Below are 21,639 nucleotides of genomic sequence, written 5' to 3' on the forward strand. Positions count from 1 at the left end.
AGGAAGATTATGAAATCACTTTTCACAGCTTGTGTTCTTGCTTGTACTTTGTTGGTTAGTGCTTGTGGAACCACATCAATGCCAAATCCTGAAATCAATCTAAAAGGACCATTGGCGCTTGATGAAAAAGGAATGGTTGAATTATCTGGTAGTGGTTTTGTGCCAAATTCCGATGTGACATTGGTTTTTAGAACAATAGATGGTGTAGAAAGCGATATCACTTATGCCGTAGATCCTACGCCGAAAGCTGACGGTGAGGGCAATTGGGTCACGATGTGGTCTTACGGTCGTTTTGTGAAAAAGAAATTAGTTGCTGCTGGTGACTATACCTTGATCGCTGCAGATCCTGATTTTACGCCTTTGGTCCAAGAGGTTGTAAGCTTCCAATAATCCATTTGAATATGCACCTGTCAGAGAACTTGGCAGGTGTATATTTTTGCCTTGAGAAAAGTGAAAGATTATTCATGACCGACGTTAGTGCCATTCAACATTTTTGCCCCATTCGCCGTGTGGGAGAGGGTGAGTTACATCATTTCTTTGGGTATTATAATAAAAATGTTTGGGACCGTACTGGAAGGTATTTTTTATCAAACCAAGTACAGATGATGACACAGGATTTAACAGGCAAGGAGATAGCGAAGGTTGGGTATTTCGACCTGGAAGATAGTGATAAATATTTCCCTATTGGTTCGACTACGACATGGAATTGGCAAATGGGTTGTCAGCTGCAATGGTTAGAGGGTAAGAAAGGTCGCCATATTATCTATAATACACGCAGCGAAGACGGCGAAGGTACTGTTTATCCCAATTTCTGCTCTACCATTTATGACGTTGAAACAGGTATAGAGAAAAAACTACCTTTACCTATTTATGTTGTCGCTCCAAATAGCGAGTACGCTTTATCAGTTGATTATTCACGTTTTCAAAAAACACATCGTACTATTGGTTATAGTGCTACACATCAGGAACCTGAATTACCTTTGGCGCCAGATAATGATGGTATCTGGCGTATGGATATTGAAACAGGCAACTATAAGCAGATCCTGAGCTTAAAAGACCTATTTAATTTCAATCATGTGTCTTCCATGGATAAGGCAATTCACTGGGTCACTCATTTGGAAGTTTGTCCAAATTCTTCTCGCTTCTTATTTATTCATCGCTGGACAGAGCGTGTTGAAGATGAGTTTTGTTTTTTACATCGCTTATTTACGATTAATGAAGATGGTAGCGATCTGCGGTTATTGGAATGTACAGACCATCCAATTCCACAATTGGCGAAAGATTTTGATCCCGATGCTATCGGAACGTTTGATTATGAAAAATCGGAATACCAAATTTCCCATCCTGTTTGGAAAGATGACGATACTGTAATTGTATGGGGGCCGCATAAGGGGAAAATTCATTATCACCTTTATGATGATAAAACCAATCAAGTTAAGGTCCTGGGCAAAGAACATCTGACAGAAAATGGCCATATGACATTTTCAAAAGATGGCCGTTGGTTGTTATCAGATACATACCCTGACGATGTAACTAATGAGCGTTATTTAATCTTATATGATGTTGATAATAATCAACGTTATAACATTGGTAGTTTTTATACTCCGGTAGATCTTGGGAAACATAATCGTTGTGATCTACACCCAAGATGGAGCCCTGATTGCCAAAAGGTTTGCATAGATTCTGTTCATGAAGGTTCTCGTCAACGTTATGTCATAGATGTATCAGAGTTGGTGAATAGCTAGGTAATGAGGGGGTGACAAGTGGACGTTCATGTCGTTGTTATCATTGCGATAGGGACTTTCCTTGTCTCATCCTTTAATGCTGCTATTGGCCCAACGGGCGGCATTCAATTGGCGTTAGTCGCATCATTATTACCACCGCAAGTCTCTATTCCTGTACATGCTGTAATTTCTGGAACATCCAGCCTGACACGATTTTACCAGTTCAGATCTTCGGTCGACTGGCTTTTTGTCCTGCGTTTTTGTCTTGGTTCTATAATCGGTACCAGTGCTGTGATTAGTGTTTTTTTTCAAATTGATGAAGGTATCTTACTTATTGTTATCGGTAGCTTTGTTCTTTTTAATAATTATATTCCCTATAAAGAGTTTATCGGGGGTAAAGCTGTATCGTATCTGGATTTTATTATTGGATTAGTTACGGGTGTTTTAACTGTTTTTGTCGGAGCAACAGGCCCCGCAGTTTTTACATATATTGCAGCATCAAGGGGGCAGCGTGAAGCTGTTCTTGGAACTGATGCTGCCTGTATGTCATTTCAGCATTTCACTAAAGTTATTGGTTTTTCCGTATTGGCTTTTTTACCTCTAAAGTACATCCCTATTCTTTTAATTTTTGGTTTATGTGGGATCATTGGCACTGGTGTCGGTGTTATATTTGTTCGTAAAGTACCAGAAACTTTTTTTCGGTCTGCCTTTCGGTTCGTAACTACTTTAGTCGGACTTTATCTGATTGTATTAGGCTTGTGGTGAGTTATCTCATAATCAAATCAAGAAATTAGCCAAGATTTCATTGTTGGTGATGTCCTGAAACTGGATGCCGTTTTCGTGGAATTTTTCCATTAAAGTTTCGAAATTCTTTGGGTTTTTGGTTTCGATACCGATCAGGATAGAGCCGAAGTTTCGGGCGGATTTTTTCAGGTATTCGAAACGTGCAATATCGTCATCTTCGCCGAGCAGGAAGAGGAAATCTTTCAGCGCACCGGGGCGCTGGGGCATGCGCAGGACATAGTATTTTTTGAGGCCCGCGTATTTCAGGGCGCGTTCTTTGACTTCAGGCAGGCGTTCAAAATCGAAGTTCCCGCCAGAGGTAACACAGACAACATTTTTGCCTCTGATACTTTCGGGATCAAGGGATTGCAGAATATCAATGGTCAGCGCACCGGCGGGCTCCAGCACCACGCCTTCGATATTGAGCATGGTGATCATGGTGGCGCAGAGGCGGTCTTCGGGCGCAAGGAGAACGCGATCTGCAGGGAAATCCCTGAGAGCCTCAAAGTTATATTCCCCGATCAGGGCAACGGCAGCACCATCGACAAAGTTATCAACGCTTTTTAATTTGATACGTTCACCAGCGGTGAGACTTTCTTTCAGACTTGGTGCGCCTTCGGGTTCAACAAACCAGAAATCAGTGTCGGGGGATGTTTCTTTAAGGTATTGGGTCACACCTGCGGCCAAGCCACCGCCACCCGTTGGCATGATCAGGGTATCAAGGGGTGCACCGCCCAACTGTTCCATAATTTCCAGCCCGATGGTCGCCTGTCCTTCTATGATATCCGGATGGTCAAAGGGCGGCACCATAAAGGCATTTTCTTCATCGGCGAACCTGTGGGCGGCCTCGTAAGCCTCGTCAAAGATATCGCCAACCAGTTTCACATCAATATATTGACCGCCAAAGGCGCGTGTCTTGTGAATTTTCTGCTGCGGCGTAGTGGTCGGCATAAAGACCGTGCCGCGCTTTTTAAAGTGGTTGCAGGTATAGGCAAAACCCTGCGCATGATTTCCGGCAGAAGCGCACACAAATTGTTGGTCATCTGTTGCTCTATGACCCTTCTCAAGCGCCTTGCTGAAAAAGTTAAAAGCCCCACGGATTTTATAACTGCGAACCGGGGTCAGATCTTCGCGTTTCAGATAAACGTTACAGTCGTATTTATCCGACAGAAAACGGTTATGCTGTAGCGGTGTTTCCGAAAAAACAGTGGAAATATTCTGCCGCGCTTTCTGTACGGAACTCTTGAATGCAGTCATTATCTCTTAACCCTTGAAGAACAACAGCTATTTCTATACGCGCTCTTAGAGTTTTTGTATAGGGTATATGCGAATAGCTCTCATGCAAAAGCGGTAACTCTGTGAAGGCGTTGTCTGCTCATCAGTTATTATCTTCAATAATCAAAGAGTTTTAACATCAAGAAACAGGCACTGTTTGTAGGCCGCAAATGTTATGCTAAAGGGTGTATTTTGAGTTGGTTTCTATAATGCTTAGTTTCTTATCGCAGTTTCTGCTTTCGACCCAAGGAGAATTTTTTGAATGTTTAATTAAAATATGACGAGTAAAAGTACTCTCCTGGGCTCCGTTGAAAAAAAATCGAGGTAAATTAATACATGCAAGAATTCTGGACTGACTTACTTAATGGGGAACTCTACGCGGTTCTGTCTGCGTGTATTGCCTATGTTTTGCTCATGGGGATGGTTAGCATAACCACATGTTTTCGCATACGCCGCTGGCCTCAGACGATAGGAAAGCTCACAGAAGACGGAGTTTCGAGTATTGGAAGCTATGATGAGAGAATGCACACGGCACGCGTGAGGTATGAATATTCCGTCGACGACACACCCTATACCGGCGAGCGGTTAAGCCCGTTCATTTTGCGCGCCACTGGAACCACAATGGCGAAATGGCAGAAGAAAGGTATCCAAAGGCATGAAGGCGACCACGTTACTGTATTCTATAATCCTGCCTTGCCTCGCAAATCCTACCTGATCGTACCGACATTAACCGGAATTGGTGGAATATTTCTGTTAGTCGCGATTGTAGTGATTGTATTTTGGTTCGCTATGTAACTTCGACGTACCTTAAGTCGGGCTATGATTCAGCCCGCCTTGCCATCATTCACACATAATGAAAAAGGGCTCTGTTGCAATTATCTAAGAAAATTCACCGTTTCCTTTTTCCCATCGAGATTAAGCTGTGCCTCAACCGGGGCTGTTGTGCTGATAACCTTCCCGCGGCGTATGACAAACATGCGGGCAGGGCGCAGACGGATGGCTTCGATAGGGTCTTGAGCTTGTAAGATCACCAGATCAGCAAAGTTGCCTTTGGCGATGCCATAATCTGGCAGATGCATGACCTTGGCAGAGTTTTCAGTAACGGCTTTGAACATGGCTTTGGTTTCTGCAACGCCCGTCATTTGACCGACATGGGTTGCCATGTGGGCGACGTCGAGCATGTCGTGGCTGCCAAAGCTGTACCACGGGTCCATAACGCAGTCGTGGCCAAGGGCGACGTTAATACCCACGGTCGTCATTTCCTTGACCCGTGTCATGCCGCGTCGTTTCGGATAACTGTCATGCCGCCCCTGTAGCGTGATGTTGATCAGTGGGTTCGGGATTGCTGTGATGCCAGCTTCCTTGATCAGGGGCAGGAGCTTGCTGACGTAGTAATTATCCATGGAATGCATGGATGTCAGATGAGATCCGGCGACACGGCCCTGTAACCCCAAACGTACTGTTTCACTGGCCAGTGTTTCGATATGACGGGACATGGGGTCGTCGGTCTCATCGCAGTGCATATCAACCAGCAAGCCACGGTCCGCCGCAATTTCACACAGTGCCTTTACGGAACGGGCGCCGTCATCCATGGTGCGTTCGAAATGGGGAATGCCGCCAACGACATCAACGCCCATATCCAAGGCACGCTTCAGGTTCTCTGCTGCTTTTTCATATCGAAAATACCCGTCTTGTGGAAAGGCAACCAGCTGGATATCAATCCAGGGGGCGAGTTCTTTTTTTGCTTCCAACAGTGCGCCAACTGCAAGCAGGCGGTCGTCGCTAGTATCCACATGACTGCGTATCGCCAAGGTGCCACGGGCAATGGACCAGCGGGCGAGGGCGTGCACACGTTCTTTGATTGCTTTATGGGTTAGGTGAGGTTTTAGTTCCCCCCAAAGCTGAATGCCTTCCAGCAGTGTCCCGCTTTCGTTCAATCTGGGTTGGCCAAGACTGAGCGTGGAATCAAGATGGAAATGCGGATCAATAAAGGGCGCTGTGACCAGATGGCCCCTGGCATCAATGATCTCTGTTTGTCCTTCGACAATGCCGTCCGTAATGTTTGGATTGATTTCGACAATACGATCATTCTTAACGGCGATATCAACGCTGTTTTTTGCATCCGTAGTATCAGCAAGTCGGGCGTTTTTTATAATGAGATCAAACATGGGAATTTCCGTTAGTTAAATATATCTGTCGAAATCAGGTGTCGACATCATGTCGCTTCGCCTTACGTCCGCTCGCCTCTGCGGAAGGGAACCAATAGTGCTTTGGGATAGCTGGCTTTACGGGCCATGATCACCATTGCAACGATACTGAGAATATAGGGCATCATAAGGAAGAATTGATAGGGGATTAAAGCCCCTGATGTCTGCTGTGCACGTACCTGTAAGGCATCAAGCCCGGCAAACAGAAGTGCGCCTATCAGGGCTTTGCCCGGTTTCCACGACGCAAAGATAACCAATGCAATACAAATCCACCCGCGACCATTAATCATACCAAAGAAAAAAGCATCAAAGGCAGACATGGTAATAAAGGCGCCGCCCACAGCCATAAAGGCACTACCGACCATAACTGCCCCTGTGCGGATAGAAAGTACGTTAATGCCCTGTGCTTCGACTGCCATGGGGTTCTCTCCTGCCATGCGTACGGCGAGACCAAGCGGTGTTTTGTAAAGTACATACCAGACAACAGGCACAAGGATCAGAGCAAGGTAGGTCAGGGGTGTCTGGCTAAAGAGTGCTTCGCCAATAACCGGAATTTCTGATAGAAAAGGAACTTCATAGATTTGGAAAGGTTCGATCTTCGGTGGCGTGGTCGCATCCGGTAGCAGCATACGATAAACGTAATAGCTGAGCGAAGAGGCAAAGAGAGTGATACCTATCCCGGTCACATGCTGGGAAAGTCCGAGATAAACGGTGAATATGCTGTGGAGTAAGCCGAACATCAGCCCCATAAAGGCAGCAAACATAACCCCTGTCCATAGATCGCCGCCCATATAGACCCACATCCATCCAGACATGGCCCCCATAGTCATAATACCCTCAATCCCAAGGTTGAGAACACCAGCCCGTTCGCAGATAAGTTCACCGAGTGTGCCAAGAATAAGGGGACTTACAATCCGAATTGTTGCCGCCCAAAAGCCAGCTGAAACGAGTATTTCAAGAATATCCATCATGGCTTTATCTGAACCTCACGCGGTAGCGGGTTAGCATCACGCTTACAAGTATGGAAAGAACGGAAAGGCCGACAAGTACATCTGCGATATAGGTCGGTATATTAATCGCCCGGCTCATGGAATCTGCGCCGACATAAATCATGGAAATGAAAAGCGCCGAGAGGACCACAGCCAGCGGATTGAGTTGCGCCAACATGGCAACGGCAATGCCTGTGTAGCCAAACCCGGGGGAAATGTCGAGCGTTAGATAGCCCTTGAGTCCCGCGACTTCACTGACCCCGGCAATACCTGCAAATCCGCCACTGATCAGGGCGGTGCGGATTACAGTGGCGTTTACGTTAATACCCGCGAACTTGGCGGCAGAAGCATTAAGTCCGACAGCTCTGATTTCATACCCCCATACGGTGAAGCGCATCATGGCCCAACAAAGGACCGATCCGATAAGGGCAAAGATAAAGCCGAAATGAAGCCGGCTTTTATCAACAAGGCTTGGAAAAAGACCTTCGTCAATAATAGGTTCAGCCTGTGGCCAGCCCATAGACATGGGGTCTTTCAAGGGGCCTTCCAAAAAGTACCCGACAAAAAGCAGGATCACAAAATTGAGCAAAAGGGTTGTGACAACCTCATCCACTTTCAGGTGGGTCTTGAGCATAACAGGCACGGCAAGGGCCGCTCCCCCGGCCAAGGCCCCGACGAGCATCAGGAATGGGATCATTAACAAGGGCGGAAGAGTGATGAGGCCCGTACCAAAAAATGTTGCTGCCAAGGCCCCACAATAAAGCTGTCCTTCAGCCCCGATATTGTAGAACTTGGCGCGAAAGGCGATTGTCGCAGCTAGTCCGGTGAAAATTAGCGGAATTGAGCGTGTTAGTGTTTCCGTCAGGGCAAAGCTGGACCCAACGGCGCCTTTTACCAAAAGTACATAGGCTTCAAGCACGGGGGCACCGACCCACAGGATCAGGACAGATCCAATCAATAAAGACACAAAAACAGCGGCAACAGGTGCCAAGGCAATACGCCAGGGGGCGATATGTTCCCGAGGTTCAATTTGCATGGGGGTGTTCCTCGTTACCTGAATTTGTTGTTTCTGAATGACTTGAGTTTTCAGTGTGAGGTTGCTCTGAATGATTTGTATTCTTGGATTGTTGTCCGGCCATCATCAAGCCAACCTCTGCGATAGTCAGTGTTTTGGCGTCATAGCTTTGGGTCAAAGTGCCGTGATACATAACGGCAATTTGGTCGCAAAGGGCAAAGAGCTCATCCAGATCTTCGGAAATCAGGAGAACGGCTGCCCCGCGTTTTTTTGCGGCCAGAAGTTGTTCGTGCACATAAGCAATCGCCCCTTCGTCCAAACCACGCACAGGTTGATTGGCGAGGATGAAACCCGGTTTTGGGGAAAGAGCACGAGCGAGAATAAGTTTCTGCATATTTCCGCCGGAAAGCAGTTTGGTCTCTGCTTCGGGCCCTTCGCACCTGATATCAAAAGCGTCGATCAGTTTATTGGCCCGTTCAAGACAGGCCTTGCGATCGATTAAAACACCCGCTTTTGACACGGGGGCATGTCGCAAGTCTTCGCTGATGAGGTTTTCCCACAGCATCATATCGCCAACAACGCCCGAACTATGGCGATCTTCGGGGATACGCCCAACGCCCCGATGCACAATATCGGCGGGCGAGGCGCTGGTCACTTCTTGACCAAGGAGTGTAAAGGTACCTGCATCGGGCTTTTCCAGACCGGAAAGAAGATCGGCAAGGCTTGATTGACCGTTTCCGGCGACCCCGGCAATGCCGACGATTTCATGTTGGTGAACAGTAAGGCTAACCTTATTGAGTTTGGGAACACCGCTGGCGTCTTTGCTTTTGTCTTCTACGGTGACATTTTCAAGCTCGACAATTGGCTTTCCGGTTTCCATCTGTTCCAGAACCGGGCGTTCAACAGTGCGGCCAACCATCATTTCGGCCAATAGTTTTCGGTCGGCTTTTTCTGTTTCAATACTGCCAACAATTTTTCCACGGCGTAACACTTCTACCCGCGTGCTGATGGCAAGAATTTCGTGAAGTTTGTGAGAAATAAAGATAATGGCAAAGCCTTCTTTGGTCAGGCTTTTTAAAGTCTTGAACAGGCTGTCGGCTTCCTGTGGTGTCAAAACTGCTGTAGGTTCATCCAGTATCAGAACCCGGGCGTCCCGATAGAGTGCTTTTAGAATTTCCACCCGCTGACGTTCCCCGACAGACAGCTCTGCGACACGAGCATCGGGATCAACCTTTAGGCCGTAATCCTCTGACATCTGTGCCAGCTTTTCTTTGGCGGGAGCACGTTTTTGTCCAAGAGACCACAGGCTCTCTGTCCCTAACATAATGTTTTCAAGGACGGTCAGATTTTCTGCCAGGGTAAAGTGTTGGTGTACCATGCCGATCCCGGCATTGATTGCGGCATCGGTTTGCCCGGCGGGAAGTTTCTGTCCATCGACTTCGATATACCCTTTATCAGCTGTATAGTGACCGTACAGGATATTCATCAGGGTCGTTTTTCCTGCGCCATTTTCCCCGAGCAGAGCAATGACTTCACCTCTATCAAGTGAAAAGGAAATATCGTCGTTGGCGGTAAGGGAGCCAAAGCGTTTGGTAATGTTATGAAAGGCAAGCAAAGCCATGTTATGCCTCAAGAAATGCAAGAACAGAATTGTCTTGAAATAGCCGAAAGAAGAAAAGCTTGGATGATTCTTGGATTGATACTCAAACAAGGCTTAAGTATCAATAATAATTACATCTTTGTCTATTCGCCTAAATACGTTTTCGAAGAGAAAACTGATAAATTATCCTTCAAAAAAATCCCCGATCCCCCCAAATAGTTTGAGGAAAGAACAAGATCGGGGATGAAAGGTGGCTAATAGGTCGATTTGGGTTCGTTATCGTTGATCTCAACAACAAACTTACCCGAGAGGATATCTGCTTTTACTTGTTCGACCTTAGCCTTGGCATCTGCTGGTATCTTATCGTCGAACTCATAATAAGGGGCGAGGGAAGCTCCACCCTTTTGCATCATGGTCCATTCTTTATAATCAGCAGCAGAATAGGTTCCCGCTTTTACCTGGCTAATGGCATGTCCGATTGCTGATTCCATATGCCAAAGGGCAGAGGTGACAACAACGTCCTTACCATTTTCTTCCTTGTTCATATCGTTCACATTACCAAAGGCTAGAATGCCTTTGTCCCGTGCCGCATCTACAACACCTGCACGCTCAGCATAGAGAACATCAACACCTGCTTCGATCTGGGCAAAGGCGGCTTCTTTTGCTTTCGGTGGATCATACCAGGATCCGATAAAGTTCACTTTGAACTGTGCATTCGGGTTTACGGATCTTGCACCGGCCATAAAGGCGTGGAATAAACGGTTGACCTCGCCGATTGGATAGCCCCCGACCATGCCGATTTTGCCTGATTTGCTCATGCTTCCGGCCAGAATACCCATGAGATAACAGGGTTCATGAATATAGTTATCAAAGACAGAGAAGTTATCACCATGCGGTTTAAAGGGATCGCCCATCAAATAGGCAACATCTTTATAATCATCTGCAACTTTGCGGGCTTCGCGGCTAATGCCAAAGGCTTCCCCGACGATCAGATCGACTTTGCTTTCCGAATATTCTCTCAAGACGCGAACGTAGTCAGTATTGGCGACTTTTTCTGAAAAGACATATTCGATTTCGCCAGCTTCTTTTGCGGCAACTAAAGCCTCGTGAAGGCGTGCATCCCATTTTTGTTGAATAGGCTGCGTGTAGATGCCTGCGACCTTAATGGTCTTTGCAAAGGCACCTGTTGCGCCTAGCGTAGCACTTGCCAAGCCTGCTGCGGCAAGCGCAAGAACGGTTCTTCTGGATAAACCTGTCATGATGAAATCCCTCCCTGGATAGATGTAAAACAGCTCTGAAAGCGCCCAAATACAAGATCGGTATTTCACCGTTAGTCGTTGTTTATTTGCTTTCAGGAACTGTTGTTCCTGTTAGTCGACTTGTACAGAGCTCTTTACTTCTACAGTCAGGGCAGATTGTTCCACCTCTTTTAAACTGCTGATCAAATGCTAAATTTTTTTTATCACTTGGTCAAATAAAACAGTGAAAAATATTGAGATGTTTTGAACTCTGTACTTGGTTTAAGTGTGATTTACTTATCGTCATATTGTTAATATGTCAATTTTATCAGCGTTTTAGTTTCAAGCTCTTCCAAAAAGAGATGGCTGATCTGCGGGGCAAATAAACGGGAATACTTGACCTAAGCGCTCAAGTAGTTAAAAGAGGGCAACATATTTATGGCTGGGCATTGATCTTATTGTATAAGGATCATGCTATATTGGCCGGGCGGCAACGACCGCGATTCATCGTCAGAGAGAAATTAGCGAAGGCCAAGTTATGTCCCAAGCCTGCAATGTAGCCAAGAATGAAGCCAAGAGTACAGTCCGTGATGTTGTCGGGAAAGAAGCTGGTAGTGAAGCCAAGAATATCTTTTCCTATCGTAAGTACTGGGCGCAGCGTTTTGGCATTGCCCCGTTCCTTCCCATGTCTCGCGAGGAAATGGATCTGCTTGGCTGGGATAGCTGTGACGTTATTATCGTCACGGGCGATGCTTATGTGGATCATCCCAGTTTCGGCATGGCGATTATGGGAAGACTTCTCGAAGCACAAGGCTTTCGCGTTGGCATCATTGCACAGCCCGAATGGTCAAATGCTGATGCTTTCAAGGCGCTGGGCAAACCTAATCTTTATTACGGTGTAACCGGCGGTAACATGGACTCAATGATCAACCGCTATACGGCTGATCGTCGCGTCCGTCATAATGACAGCTACACACCGAATGATGAGGGCGGCAAACGCCCGGATCGTTCGGTTATCGTCTATTCTCAACGTTGCCGCGAAGCTTATAAGGATGTGCCGATTGTTATTGGTGGTATCGAAGCTTCCCTACGCCGCACAGCCCATTATGACTATTGGTCTGACAAAGTTCGTCGCTCTGTTCTGATCGATAGTAAGGCGGATATTCTGCTTTATGGAAATGCAGAGCGCGCCATTGTTGATCTGACCCACCGGGTTGCAGCGGGGGAAGCGCCAAAGGATATTGATGATATCCGCGGTACAGTTGTAGCCCGCAAGGAAATCCCCGAAGGTTGGACCGTTGCGGATATGACGGACATTGATGACGATAATGATCTTCATCATATCCCTGATCGTGCCGAAGCCCGTAAGAAACTGCGTGAAGCTGACAAAGATAAAACCGCTGTACGCTTGCCGTCTTATGAAGAAGTTATTGCAGATAAGGCCTTGTATGCACAGGCATCCCGGGTTGTTCATCTGGAAAGTAATGCAGGTAATGCCCGTGTCATGGTTCAAAAACACGGTGATCGCGATATCTGGATTAACCAGCCGCCGATCCCGCTGACCACGCCTGAAATGGATGGCGTGTTCGATCTGACCTATGCCCGTGCGCCACATCCGGTTTACGGTGATGCCAAGCTTGCCGCGTGGGACATGATCCGTTTTTCCGTGAATATCATGCGCGGGTGTTTTGGTGGCTGTTCTTTCTGTTCTATCACTGAGCACGAAGGACGGGTTATTCAAAGTCGTTCCGAAGAATCAATCCTCAAGGAAATCGAAGATATCCGCGACAAGGTTGATGGTTTTACCGGGCAGATTACCGATATGGGGGGGCCGACGGCTAACATGTATCGCATGGCCTGTAAGGATGACAAAATTCAAAAGGTCTGTCGCCGCCTATCCTGTGTTTATCCTGACGTTTGTAAAAACCTTGATACCAGCCACGAAAGCCTGATCCAGCTTTATCGTAAGGCGCGCGATATCAAGGGCGTCAAAAAGATCTCTATCCAGTCCGGCCTTCGTTATGACATCGCGGTCAAAAGCCCGACCTATATCAAGGAACTGGTAACCCATCATGTCGGTGGTTATCTAAAAATTGCGCCGGAACATACCGAAGAACGCGCGCTTTCCAAGATGATGAAGCCGGGTATTGGCACCTATGACCGCTTCAAGTCCATGTTCGATGCCGCTGCAAAAAAAGCGGGCAAAGAGCTATACCTCATTCCTTACTTCATTGCCGCACACCCGGGCTGCGAAGACGAAGACATGATGAACCTTGCTGTTTGGCTCAAGCAAAATGGCTTTAGAGCTGATCAGGTTCAAAACTTTATTCCATCCCCGATGGCGCTTTCCACAGCGATGTATCACAGTGAGCGCAATCCGTTGCGTCCGATCCGTCGTCACAGTGGTGAAGTCGTTCATACGGCAAAGGGCATGAAACAGCGTCGATTGCACAAAGCTTTCCTGCGTTATCACGACCCTGAAAACTGGCCTGTTTTGCGTGAGGCTCTGCGAAATCTAGGTCGCGCCGATCTTATCGGGCCAGGTAAAAAACATCTGGTCCCCGCACACCAACCTATTGGCACGGGCGATAACAAACCAGGCGCCAGAGGTTATGCGAAAAAGAAAGACGGCAACAGCGGTGGAAAGGCTTTCTTTACCACCCATGCTGGGCAGGGACGCCGTCGTGCACAAGATAAAGGGCCTGCATCGTCTTCTGCTGGGGCAGCTTCAGACGGTCCTGCTCGCGGTGCAACAGCACATGGCAAGGCGAAACCCGGCGGCAAACCCGCTCGTCGCAAACCGTCAGGCCAGCGCAGACGTATCAGGAGCTAAGCCGGATTTAATGAATGAAAAGCCTGGAATGTTGATAGCAACATTCCAGGCCTTTTTTGTTTAGGGCAGGTCGCGATACTTAGCCTCGATCAAATAAACGATCTCGGAATGGACACCGTTGATTTCGACGAAATGGGCATCGCCTGTGCGTTGGTTTTGTTCGACGCGGTGCCAGAATTCCTGATAGTGGCCTCTGATTTCGGTTTGAAAAACGCCGATTATTTTATAGTTGAAGCCTTTGTCATGGGCGTAGTTTGCAGCTTTGTTAATGGATGACAGGCTGGTTTGCAGAAAGAATATACACCCGTCTTTTTGGAGATGCCGGGCACTGAAATTAAAAAGATCCTGAATCATATCAATGCCATAGATCCCGCCGCTGAAAAATTCTTTCCCTGATGCTTTTACGGTGGGCAGAGAGGCGGGGTTAGAAATAATGAGGTCGTACTTTTCATCAATACCATGATCCGTAATCAAATAAGGTTGAAAGTTAGAACAATCATTTAGGTCAATGTTTCTATTGCTCAAATCTATCGCATCGGGATCAATGTCAAATCCGGTTACAGAGTGCGCCCCACGTTTTGCTGCATAGATACCAAGTACCCCGGTACCACAGCCAAAATCGCAAATCCGCTGTTGCGAAAATTCCAAGTTTTCCAGATAGAGAAGAAGAAATTCAGAATAGCGTGTGACACGAATTTTCTCGTTTTCGAGAATGGTGAGTTCCTGTAATCCCGCGCTGAATTTCTTCATATAAAATCACCGATGCTGTTGATCCGCTTTATTTATTCTTGACCTTCGATTGTTCTAATTTGTTCATTATAGCATATGGGGATGAATTCAGCTTTATCACCCCCAATCACGTATAGTTTAATACAACTGTTTTTTCAGGGTTTCCTGAACAGCCTGATCAAATGAGTCCGTCTTGCCTTGTTCTTTTGCTTTTTCGGCAACGTAGGCATCATACTTTGTGATCAGTTTGCTCATGCTTTTTTCAAGCTGTTCACGTTCCGCTAGCTTGGCATCTATATAGGCCTGTTTTTCCTGATCAGGTTTTCCTTGCAATTCTTTTGGCAGATCGCTGTCTTCTATTGCCTCAAGCTTGACTACACCGTTTTTGATATCGGCAACCAAATCGCCACCACCTGTTATGACTTCCTTGACCGAAGAGCGTTTGGAATAAAACTTGGAATTTTCCACCTGTACAGCGCTTGGGGCTGCTTCTTTTAACTCCATTTTATCCTGCACAGCTGATTGTTCTTCTTCTGATCCATAGGCAATCACGGTTTCATCAATACGCTTTTGCAGGATAATGATATCACCGTCAAAAGGGGTTTCAATAATCTTGATTTGCCCGCCGTCCTGTGGAATAGGGATATAGCGCCCGTTACCGAGTTGGGCGATTTCTTTCCAGATCTTTCTGGTTTCACTATCGCCGCCGGCCTGTACTGCATTGACAATAATGCCTTCTTTTCGGGCAGCTTTGATGACCTCGGGGTATTTCGGCGCGTTTTCATAATCCATATGCGGCGGGGCATCCCCGACAAGGAAAACAATGCGTTGGGTATCTTCACCCTCTGTCCAGTCCAGTTGGCGAACAGAAGCATCAAGGGCTTCGTTTACTGCCTCTGGGGTGTCACCACCACCATTGGCCTGAAAGTGAACCAGATTACCATAGAGACCCTGTATATCGGGACTCATGTCATAGGACTTGATAACGTAATCATCACCGATGTCGCGATAGCCGATCAGCGCCATTTCGATGTTGGCATCGGGATGAATATCCACGATGGTATTGGCGATGGACCAGATCTTTCGCTTTGCCCCATCAATCAGATCGGCCATGGAGCCGGTGGTATCCAGAACAAAAGCGACTTCTATGCGTGGTTGACCGTTTTGATTGTCTGCAAATGCTGTTGAGGCCAATAGGGGAGACGAAAACCCATAAAGTGCTGTTGATGTCAAAAGCCCTGTCGTTAATCCGCGTACTGATTTTTTCATCAGACCGTTCCTATCTTTTTGTGAGAATAAGTTTTCAGGGTGCGGGATTATTGTGGTGTAAAAGGGAGAGGAAAAAGGCAAGAAAAGGTTACTTTGAGGTACAAATAAGACCGCAGGATAGCCCCACGGCCTTATTTGGCAGTTTATAAAACACTGAGTTTATGTGGCAGGTCCCAAACAGCGAGCGTATTCCACATGATTGTTTGCTTCGGAAACCTCATCAATGCTCGCATGATAATCGGCAAAAAAGCCAAAGCTTACCAATGGGTGGGCTGTTGGTGACCAAGATACTGGATTAATTGGGTGTGACATTAAAAATTGTTGTCCAGGGGCGAGTGGGGGAACATTTAAGCTTTGTTGCGTTGGGTAACTATCATTCCAGGGTTGGCCAAGGGGAATATCAAATCCGACGCTTACAACGCTCGCCGGGGCCATTCCTGAACCGACATTTCTGATTATCCAGCGAATAGATTGATTACCGCCATTCCAGCTACCGCAATATCCAGTGTTCGGCATACCGTTTGTTCCCCCAGACGCAGGTAATACCACAAGGTCAGGCGTACCATTGGGCAGACCGTAAACTGGAACATTGCTTCGTTTGTTCAGGGATCTGGTCGGTGCGACGCTCTTTCTTTTTTGCACAATCGTTCTGGGTGCCGTGGGCCGAGGTGGTACAGCAACTTTGTAGTGTGTCTTTTTCACGGACAATGATTTTGCAGCGGCTGTCCGTGGTGATGTGGTTGTCGCCGACGCGTTACGACTGCAGTTTTTCTGTGCTGAAGTTTGCCCCGTAGCTTGAGTTGCACATTCTGCCATGACAGGCGTTGTTGCAAGTGTCAGATAATTTACGGCAAACAGGCCAGAAGTGATGGCGCAAAGGGTTTTGATTTTTTGGATGTTACTCATTTTTCGTACTCCTGCTAAATAAGAATCAGGGCGGAAATCAGAGCCTTTTCCATTCCAGATATTGTTGCCGGGTTTCCGCTAGATACCTAATAGGTCGGACGTACAAAACATAAGGTTCAATTTATCTTTGTCAGATTGACGATGGAATTATTCAAATCTTTGCAGATTGCTTTAACTGCTTTAAGAATAAATAGAATTATAAACCCCTTAACCCTTTAATAGTGGAATTCTGATGAAACTTTGTGGGATTGAGCTTAAAGGAAACGATGCCGTCTTAGTTGTTTTGGAAGTCAGCGATGAGGGACCAAAACACATTGATTTTCCGACACGAAAAATAGCATTGGGCGACAGTGATAATGCAGCAGATGTCATCTGCTTTCAAAAAGAGATCGCAGCATTCTTTGTCAGCAACAATATCTCTAAAGCTGTCATCAAAAAACGCGCCAAAAAAGGTAAATTTGCCGGCGGACCCGATACCTTCAAAATGGAAGCTTTAATACAGGTTATCCCGGATCTGGAAGTAGAATTGGTAACGCCACAAGCCTTAGCCGCCATGGAGAAAAAACAGGATATTATCTATCCAAACAGTCTGAAAAAGTATCAGGAAGTGGCATATTTGGTTGGTGTTTGGGTTACTAAATATTCAAAATATTGAATGATCTTATAGAAAAAACAATCGATTGTTCTATTGTGCAACCACAGTTTTATATTATATTAGACACAGAAGTTCTTCTTATGAGAGGAAGGTAATTGATTATGTCTGTTAAAGGTCAACATGTTGTCCCTAATGGTGGAAAATGGAGTGTAAGGAAAGCAGGCGCTGTACGTGTAACCGGAGTATACGACACACAAAAAGAAGCTGTCGATAAAGCTCGAGATATTGCAAAAAAACAACATTCAGAACTTTATATTCACGGACGTGATGGTCGTATTCGTGAAAGAAATTCATACGGGAAAGATCCTCATCCGCCAAAGGGTTAATTTTGCCTGAAAATGCTTTTGAGCGTAATGTTTTTATCAATTGTCCTTTTGATGAAGATTACGAGCCTATTTTACAAGCTATGTTGTTTTGTATTCTATATCTTGGATACAATCCTAGAATTGCGACGGAGAGAAATGATTCTGGTGAAAATCGTTTAGAAAAAATTCGCAGCCTTATTGAGGAATCTAAATTTTCTATCCACGATTTAAGTCGTTGTCAGGCATCTAAAAAAGGTGAAACCTATAGATTAAACATGCCTTTTGAGCTTGGTATTGATTATGGATGTCGCCAATATCATAACGGTTGTCGAGATAAAAAATTCTTGGTTCTCGAAGAGAAACAGTACCGTTATCAAGCCTCAATTTCTGATATTTCTGGGTGTGATATTCAGACTCATGCTAATGACTATGAAAAGGCTATTCGAAAAGTTCGTAATTGGTTAGTTAGCGAAGGTGATGCGGAAAAAATTGGACCAGCAAGGATTTTGGGCGCATATATCTATTTTCAACAATGGCATTATGAAAAACAGATAGAAGCAGGCTCTTCTGAAGAAGATATCCAAGATTATCCGACAGCTGAACTTTTTGATGCTATGAAAGAATGGCTTGAGCGAGCTGTTCCTGTTTAAACGCAACTGACTAATGTATTTTTATAAAGTCAATAAATCTTCTCTTATTATTTCATAGTTCTTTATCAAGATAACGGCCCCACATCCCTTGATGACCTTAAAGTTCATGGTCATGTGTCCACCAATCCGGAGAATGGTCGAATACATGATGCAGGATATGATTTTGAACCAAAAGTAGTGGCTATGCCCGAAGACGCAGATATAGTGGATAAAATCAGGATTGGTTCTAGAAATTTTTTAAATGAACGTGCGATAGAAGAGTATGGGAAGGGCACACCTTTTGAGATCGAATATCGCTATGAGGAAAATTATTTCATTCTCTCTACAGAGACAGGAGAAGTCCTCTTTTACAAATCCCGGGAAAATTTTGAAAGAAAACTTAAAAGATTGGGCCTCTTTAACACTTTCGAACTGGATTACACAGCTTTTAAGACCAGTTGGAAATATCTGTCCAATGGCTATCACAGAATTGATTGGGACGACTGTGAATTGACTAACGGTCGTCCCGGTGGGTGAGGGAATAGATTAACTATAGAGCTATTTAAATGTCCGTGTGGTTTTGAAAAAGCGCGAGGAGGCTGGAGTAGCTTTTGAATAAAGAGGTATGGATAGAATTTATGTTTGGATAGTAGATTTGATTAATCAGTCCAGTTTTAGCGGCAATTTGAAACTAAAGACAGAACCTTTGCCGATTTCGCTTTTTATTTCCAGTGTGGTTCCCTGTTTTTCCAACAGCTCCTGACAGAGGCGCAGGCCCAGTCCGGTACCGACTTCACCGTTGGTGCCGACGGTAGAGTTCTTTTCTTCAAAATCAAAAAGCTGTGCAAGTCTGTTTTCCGCGATGCCAACGCCAGTGTCGGATACAGAAACGATTATGAAATTGTCGGCTCTTTCCGTTGTGATTGTAATTTGACCATCATTCGGGGTGAATTTGATCGCATTGTTTATCAGATTACGGATCACAGCATTAATAACGTGCTGATCAGATAAAATGATTGCTCCATTTTCTGCCTCATACTGGATTGATAACGATTTTCTTTCTGCCAGCGGTACAAACAATGCAATGCTTTCCGACAGGATTTTATCCAGATTCAAGGCTTCTATATTTAACGATGTGCCGCCAATCTGAATAAGTGACCATTCCAGTAGATCTTCGAGAAGGTTGTAAACCCGGGTTGCGGACTGGTGTATATCCTGACTGTATTCTGTAATTTTTTTCTTATCCAGCCTGTCAATGTTGTTTGCCAGTACTTCTGAAAAGCCCATCAGCGTATTAAAAGGGCTTTTTAAATCGTGGGAAATAATGGAAAAGAACTTGTTCCTTTGTTTATTGATTTCTAGCAGCTTGTCCCTGTGGTCTTTTATTTTCTGTTCTGCGATATCGATTTCTTCAATCATTGCATCAAAAGTGGAAGCCAGTTGTCCCAGTTCGTCACTTGATTTGTAATCCGTTCTGTCCAGTTTGTTTCCCGACTGTCTGGCTTGCACAACATTCTGCAAAAGGGTGACAGGCCTTAAAATTACACGCTGTATGGCAAATAATACGGCGCATAGAATAAGTATGCTTAAGGCAAAGGTTGATGCCATGGCATAGTAAATACTTGTCGTTCCCTTGTTGGTTATTTCCCTGGGAAAAGTTGCTGTTATGACCAACGCTGGTTGATGTGTGATATCGTTTAAAGTTGTTTTCACCTCTAGGGTAGTTGGGTTTTTTTCACTAATATTATAACGGGACAGAGATAGCTCTTTGTGCTTTCTTTCTGTCAGCTTTAAGATTTCAAAATCTATTTTTGTGTCGTCTCTTATTTCCTGAATAACTGTTTGAGATAGAAACTGTGCAAAAATGACAAATCCCTGGGTCGGGCCGTGATTTCCCGACGACAGGACTGACCGTGCACTGATTAAAACAGGTATATTTTCGATCATTAAAAGACCGTGTACTGATTCCCCTTCATAGGCGTTTGTATCGGGGTAGACAGGGACACGAGGGAGGACGAGCGTTTTCAATCTGTTTTCAAAAGGGAAAATTGGCAGTTCACGCATATTGTCCAGGTCAAGTATTCTTCCCCATACCAGATTATGATCTGTGTTAAAGAATAACATTCCATTGAATTGCGCGTTATATTGGGTTTCTTCGACCAGATTTGACTGAATATAGGCTTGGTTACCATCATTAACAAACTTAACGGTATCATCCCAACTGGCCCAATCATTGTTTAACCGGTCCAGATAGTCCAGCCTAGCATCAATGGCTTCTGTAATTCGTTCGACATCTGTCTTTGCAAAGTTGCGTTCTAGTGTTTCAAAGTTGGGATAAATAATAAACTTCTGTACTGTCAGTTGCACAGCTACAAAGGCAATAAATAATGAAAGAAGGATCAGAATAATCTTTGCTTTCAGATGCATTATTAACCAGTTCCTTGTCCTTCAAGGGATAACGGAATAAAGCTGTGCAAACTTTTCTATTGCAGAAATAAAGCCTTTACAGCCTATTGTTGCATGGAAAATATGGTGAATTCGTTAATTCTGGCTAGGGATTAGAAGAATTATCCATCCACGATGATAATCAGGATACCTGCAACGATAATACAGGACGATAAGAGACGCTTGGTAAGGTTTTGTTCACTTAATAACAGGGCAGAAAGAATAACTCCCAGAGGGATTGATCCCAGACGGAGAGATGTAACCGCGGCTACATTAGCCCCTCTGTCGTAAGCTTCGAGAATGAAAATATAGGACAGATAGGAGAGGGTTGAGGCAGAGAGTATCCGCCAGGGGTGTTGTTTCCAAATAGTGCCTATTTGTTTCCCAAGGGGCATGTAACTCTGGGTTTTAATGGAAAAGGTAATCCAGAAAATCATGGTTAAGAGCGCATACACCCAGATAAGAAAAGTGGAGAGTTCTAGATCAGGTATTTGCGGGGCGGAACTGGCTTGCATGGCACTGGCATCTACAAGGCTATAGATCCCTGAGCCTGACATGGCTATTAGGGCAATCAATAATAACTTGGGCTCGGCGACCAGTTTTTTGGGCTTTGTATGGTCTTTTGGTATTGCTTGACGCTGGATAAGGAAAACCCCGCTGAGAACGGTGGCAATACCCAACAGTAAAATAATTGAATAACTGTGATCAAGCAATATCCAGCCAACCAGGACCACAAAGATTGGTGAGCTTCTGATAATGGGGTAATAGACAGAGATATCACCCTTTTCCAGGGTAAGAAGGGTACCATAATAATAAGCAAAAAGACCTATAGCAGAACCGAATACCTGCGGGATGTAATCAATAGGCAGGAATAGAGGAGCGTCTGTCACAAGAGCGTGCCCAGTGGCAAAGAGCATCCAGAAAAGACTTATGGAAAGATAACAAAGTCCCGGTGCATAAAGCCCTTTGAGTAAAATATCACGAAAGGGATGTAAGGCGGCAGACATAAGAACCAGAAGGAAAATCTCCCAAGTCAT

21 protein-coding genes are annotated in these 21,639 nt (G+C 45.3%); 10 read left to right on the forward strand and 11 right to left on the reverse strand.

The window, feature by feature from the left end; genetic code table 11:
- Positions 1 to 9: 9 nt before the first annotated feature.
- The 3 genes from WH96_RS18725 to WH96_RS18735 all read left to right on the forward strand — a co-directional run bounded on the left by WH96_RS18725 (position 10) and on the right by WH96_RS18735 (position 2,489).
- A complete protein-coding gene (locus WH96_RS18725) occupies positions 10 to 390 on the forward strand; it encodes a hypothetical protein (protein WP_047765764.1) in 381 nt (126 codons plus the stop codon).
- A 74-nt stretch (positions 391 to 464) separates the two neighbouring features.
- Entirely contained in the window at positions 465 to 1,745 is a 1,281-nt protein-coding gene (locus tag WH96_RS18730) for a TolB-like translocation protein (RefSeq protein WP_047765822.1), read from the forward strand.
- A gap of 18 nt (positions 1,746 to 1,763) precedes the next feature.
- On the forward strand, positions 1,764 to 2,489 hold the full coding sequence (locus WH96_RS18735) for a sulfite exporter TauE/SafE family protein (RefSeq protein ID WP_047765765.1): 726 nt from the start codon (positions 1,764 to 1,766) through the stop codon (positions 2,487 to 2,489).
- A gap of 12 nt (positions 2,490 to 2,501) precedes the next feature.
- Here the strand turns inward: WH96_RS18735 and ilvA are convergent, their stop codons facing one another.
- Complete coding sequence (gene ilvA / locus WH96_RS18740; RefSeq protein WP_047765766.1) at positions 2,502 to 3,764, reverse strand: threonine ammonia-lyase IlvA; 1,263 nt, start codon at positions 3,762 to 3,764, stop codon at positions 2,502 to 2,504.
- Between the two features lie 354 nt (positions 3,765 to 4,118).
- Here ilvA and WH96_RS18745 point away from each other — a divergent pair, with 354 nt between their 5' ends.
- Positions 4,119 to 4,577, forward strand: coding sequence for a DUF3592 domain-containing protein (locus WH96_RS18745; protein ID WP_047765767.1), 459 nt, complete (start codon positions 4,119 to 4,121; stop codon positions 4,575 to 4,577).
- Between the two features lie 80 nt (positions 4,578 to 4,657).
- Here WH96_RS18745 and WH96_RS18750 read toward each other — a convergent pair whose 3' ends face one another.
- From WH96_RS18750 to WH96_RS18765, 4 genes are all read right to left on the reverse strand, one after another.
- Positions 4,658 to 5,950 carry an amidohydrolase family protein gene (locus WH96_RS18750; RefSeq protein ID WP_047765768.1) on the reverse strand — a complete coding sequence of 431 codons (1,293 nt, stop codon included), beginning with the start codon at positions 5,948 to 5,950 and terminating at the stop codon, positions 4,658 to 4,660.
- 62 nt (positions 5,951 to 6,012) lie between these two features.
- On the reverse strand, positions 6,013 to 6,960 hold the full coding sequence (locus WH96_RS18755; protein WP_204248251.1) for an ABC transporter permease: 948 nt from the start codon (positions 6,958 to 6,960) through the stop codon (positions 6,013 to 6,015).
- Between the two features lie 4 nt (positions 6,961 to 6,964).
- Complete coding sequence (locus tag WH96_RS18760) at positions 6,965 to 8,014, reverse strand: ABC transporter permease (RefSeq protein ID WP_047765770.1); 1,050 nt, start codon at positions 8,012 to 8,014, stop codon at positions 6,965 to 6,967.
- A complete protein-coding gene (locus tag WH96_RS18765; protein ID WP_082130587.1) occupies positions 8,004 to 9,614 on the reverse strand; it encodes an ABC transporter ATP-binding protein in 1,611 nt (536 codons plus the stop codon). The genes WH96_RS18760 and WH96_RS18765 overlap by 11 nt, the downstream gene beginning before the upstream one ends.
- Here WH96_RS18765 and WH96_RS18770 point away from each other — a divergent pair.
- Entirely contained in the window at positions 9,594 to 9,812 is a 219-nt protein-coding gene (locus tag WH96_RS18770; protein WP_156176860.1) for a hypothetical protein, read from the forward strand. The two genes, WH96_RS18765 and WH96_RS18770, sit on opposite strands and share 21 nt — an antisense overlap.
- Positions 9,813 to 9,847: 35 nt before the next feature.
- Here WH96_RS18770 and WH96_RS18775 read toward each other — a convergent pair whose 3' ends face one another.
- The gene (locus WH96_RS18775) at positions 9,848 to 10,852 is read right to left on the reverse strand and encodes a BMP family protein (protein ID WP_053006138.1); all 1,005 of its coding nucleotides are present in this window, start codon (positions 10,850 to 10,852) and stop codon (positions 9,848 to 9,850) included.
- Positions 10,853 to 11,369: 517 nt separating this feature from the next.
- On the opposite strand from WH96_RS18775, the gene WH96_RS18780 reads away from it, so the two are divergent.
- Positions 11,370 to 13,664 carry a YgiQ family radical SAM protein gene (locus tag WH96_RS18780; protein ID WP_245629512.1) on the forward strand — a complete coding sequence of 765 codons (2,295 nt, stop codon included), beginning with the start codon at positions 11,370 to 11,372 and terminating at the stop codon, positions 13,662 to 13,664.
- Positions 13,665 to 13,724: 60 nt separating this feature from the next.
- On the opposite strand, the gene WH96_RS21595 is transcribed toward WH96_RS18780, so the two are convergent.
- The 3 genes from WH96_RS21595 to WH96_RS18795 all read right to left on the reverse strand — a co-directional run bounded on the left by WH96_RS21595 (position 13,725) and on the right by WH96_RS18795 (position 16,568).
- A complete protein-coding gene (locus WH96_RS21595) occupies positions 13,725 to 14,414 on the reverse strand; it encodes a 50S ribosomal protein L11 methyltransferase (RefSeq protein WP_053006139.1) in 690 nt (229 codons plus the stop codon).
- A 117-nt stretch (positions 14,415 to 14,531) separates the two neighbouring features.
- Positions 14,532 to 15,662 carry a vWA domain-containing protein gene (locus tag WH96_RS18790; RefSeq protein ID WP_053006140.1) on the reverse strand — a complete coding sequence of 377 codons (1,131 nt, stop codon included), beginning with the start codon at positions 15,660 to 15,662 and terminating at the stop codon, positions 14,532 to 14,534.
- Positions 15,663 to 15,821: 159 nt separating this feature from the next.
- Entirely contained in the window at positions 15,822 to 16,568 is a 747-nt protein-coding gene (locus tag WH96_RS18795) for a hypothetical protein (protein ID WP_047765772.1), read from the reverse strand.
- Between the two features lie 232 nt (positions 16,569 to 16,800).
- On the opposite strand from WH96_RS18795, the gene WH96_RS18800 reads away from it, so the two are divergent.
- From WH96_RS18800 to WH96_RS18815, 4 genes are all read left to right on the forward strand, one after another.
- Complete coding sequence (locus WH96_RS18800) at positions 16,801 to 17,223, forward strand: DUF3010 family protein (RefSeq protein ID WP_047765773.1); 423 nt, start codon at positions 16,801 to 16,803, stop codon at positions 17,221 to 17,223.
- A 101-nt stretch (positions 17,224 to 17,324) separates the two neighbouring features.
- Positions 17,325 to 17,549 (forward strand): DUF2188 domain-containing protein, encoded by a 225-nt coding sequence (locus WH96_RS18805; RefSeq protein WP_047765774.1) that lies wholly within the window; start codon positions 17,325 to 17,327, stop codon positions 17,547 to 17,549.
- 2 nt (positions 17,550 to 17,551) lie between these two features.
- Positions 17,552 to 18,178, forward strand: a complete 627-nt coding sequence (locus tag WH96_RS18810) for a hypothetical protein (protein WP_047765775.1) — start codon at positions 17,552 to 17,554, stop codon at positions 18,176 to 18,178.
- Positions 18,179 to 18,292: 114 nt separating this feature from the next.
- Positions 18,293 to 18,694: a hypothetical protein gene (locus WH96_RS18815; protein ID WP_156176861.1), complete on the forward strand. Its 402-nt coding sequence runs from the start codon at positions 18,293 to 18,295 to the stop codon at positions 18,692 to 18,694.
- Positions 18,695 to 18,820: 126 nt separating this feature from the next.
- Here WH96_RS18815 and WH96_RS21600 read toward each other — a convergent pair whose 3' ends face one another.
- Positions 18,821 to 20,584, reverse strand: a complete 1,764-nt coding sequence (locus WH96_RS21600; RefSeq protein WP_053006141.1) for a sensor histidine kinase — start codon at positions 20,582 to 20,584, stop codon at positions 18,821 to 18,823.
- A gap of 140 nt (positions 20,585 to 20,724) precedes the next feature.
- On the reverse strand, positions 20,725 to 21,639 hold the full coding sequence (locus WH96_RS18825) for an EamA family transporter (RefSeq protein WP_047765777.1): 915 nt from the start codon (positions 21,637 to 21,639) through the stop codon (positions 20,725 to 20,727).

Origin of the sequence: Kiloniella spongiae, from assembly GCF_001026905.1 — a bacterium.
Taxonomy (GTDB): domain Bacteria; phylum Pseudomonadota; class Alphaproteobacteria; order Kiloniellales; family Kiloniellaceae; genus Kiloniella; species Kiloniella spongiae.

Bases quoted from the DNA above. Each gene is read 5' to 3' on its own strand.
- WH96_RS18725 (WP_047765764.1), top strand. From the start codon at position 10: ATGAAATCACTTTTCACAGCTTGTGTTCTTGCTTGTACTTTGTTGGTT.
- WH96_RS18730 (WP_047765822.1), top strand. From the start codon at position 465: ATGACCGACGTTAGTGCCATTCAACATTTTTGCCCCATTCGCCGTGTG.
- ilvA (WP_047765766.1), bottom strand. From the start codon at position 3,764: ATGACTGCATTCAAGAGTTCCGTACAGAAAGCGCGGCAGAATATTTCC.
- WH96_RS18745 (WP_047765767.1), top strand. From the start codon at position 4,119: ATGCAAGAATTCTGGACTGACTTACTTAATGGGGAACTCTACGCGGTT.
- WH96_RS18750 (WP_047765768.1), bottom strand. From the start codon at position 5,950: ATGTTTGATCTCATTATAAAAAACGCCCGACTTGCTGATACTACGGAT.
- WH96_RS18755 (WP_204248251.1), bottom strand. From the start codon at position 6,960: ATGATGGATATTCTTGAAATACTCGTTTCAGCTGGCTTTTGGGCGGCA.
- WH96_RS18760 (WP_047765770.1), bottom strand. From the start codon at position 8,014: ATGCAAATTGAACCTCGGGAACATATCGCCCCCTGGCGTATTGCCTTG.
- WH96_RS18770 (WP_156176860.1), top strand. From the start codon at position 9,594: ATGAAAGGCAAGCAAAGCCATGTTATGCCTCAAGAAATGCAAGAACAG.
- WH96_RS18765 (WP_082130587.1), bottom strand. From the start codon at position 9,614: ATGGCTTTGCTTGCCTTTCATAACATTACCAAACGCTTTGGCTCCCTT.
- WH96_RS18775 (WP_053006138.1), bottom strand. From the start codon at position 10,852: ATGACAGGTTTATCCAGAAGAACCGTTCTTGCGCTTGCCGCAGCAGGC.
- WH96_RS18780 (WP_245629512.1), top strand. From the start codon at position 11,370: ATGTCCCAAGCCTGCAATGTAGCCAAGAATGAAGCCAAGAGTACAGTC.
- WH96_RS21595 (WP_053006139.1), bottom strand. From the start codon at position 14,414: ATGAAGAAATTCAGCGCGGGATTACAGGAACTCACCATTCTCGAAAAC.
- WH96_RS18790 (WP_053006140.1), bottom strand. From the start codon at position 15,662: ATGAAAAAATCAGTACGCGGATTAACGACAGGGCTTTTGACATCAACA.
- WH96_RS18795 (WP_047765772.1), bottom strand. From the start codon at position 16,568: ATGAGTAACATCCAAAAAATCAAAACCCTTTGCGCCATCACTTCTGGC.
- WH96_RS18800 (WP_047765773.1), top strand. From the start codon at position 16,801: ATGAAACTTTGTGGGATTGAGCTTAAAGGAAACGATGCCGTCTTAGTT.
- WH96_RS18805 (WP_047765774.1), top strand. From the start codon at position 17,325: ATGTCTGTTAAAGGTCAACATGTTGTCCCTAATGGTGGAAAATGGAGT.
- WH96_RS21600 (WP_053006141.1), bottom strand. From the start codon at position 20,584: ATGCATCTGAAAGCAAAGATTATTCTGATCCTTCTTTCATTATTTATT.
- WH96_RS18825 (WP_047765777.1), bottom strand. From the start codon at position 21,639: ATGACTTGGGAGATTTTCCTTCTGGTTCTTATGTCTGCCGCCTTACAT.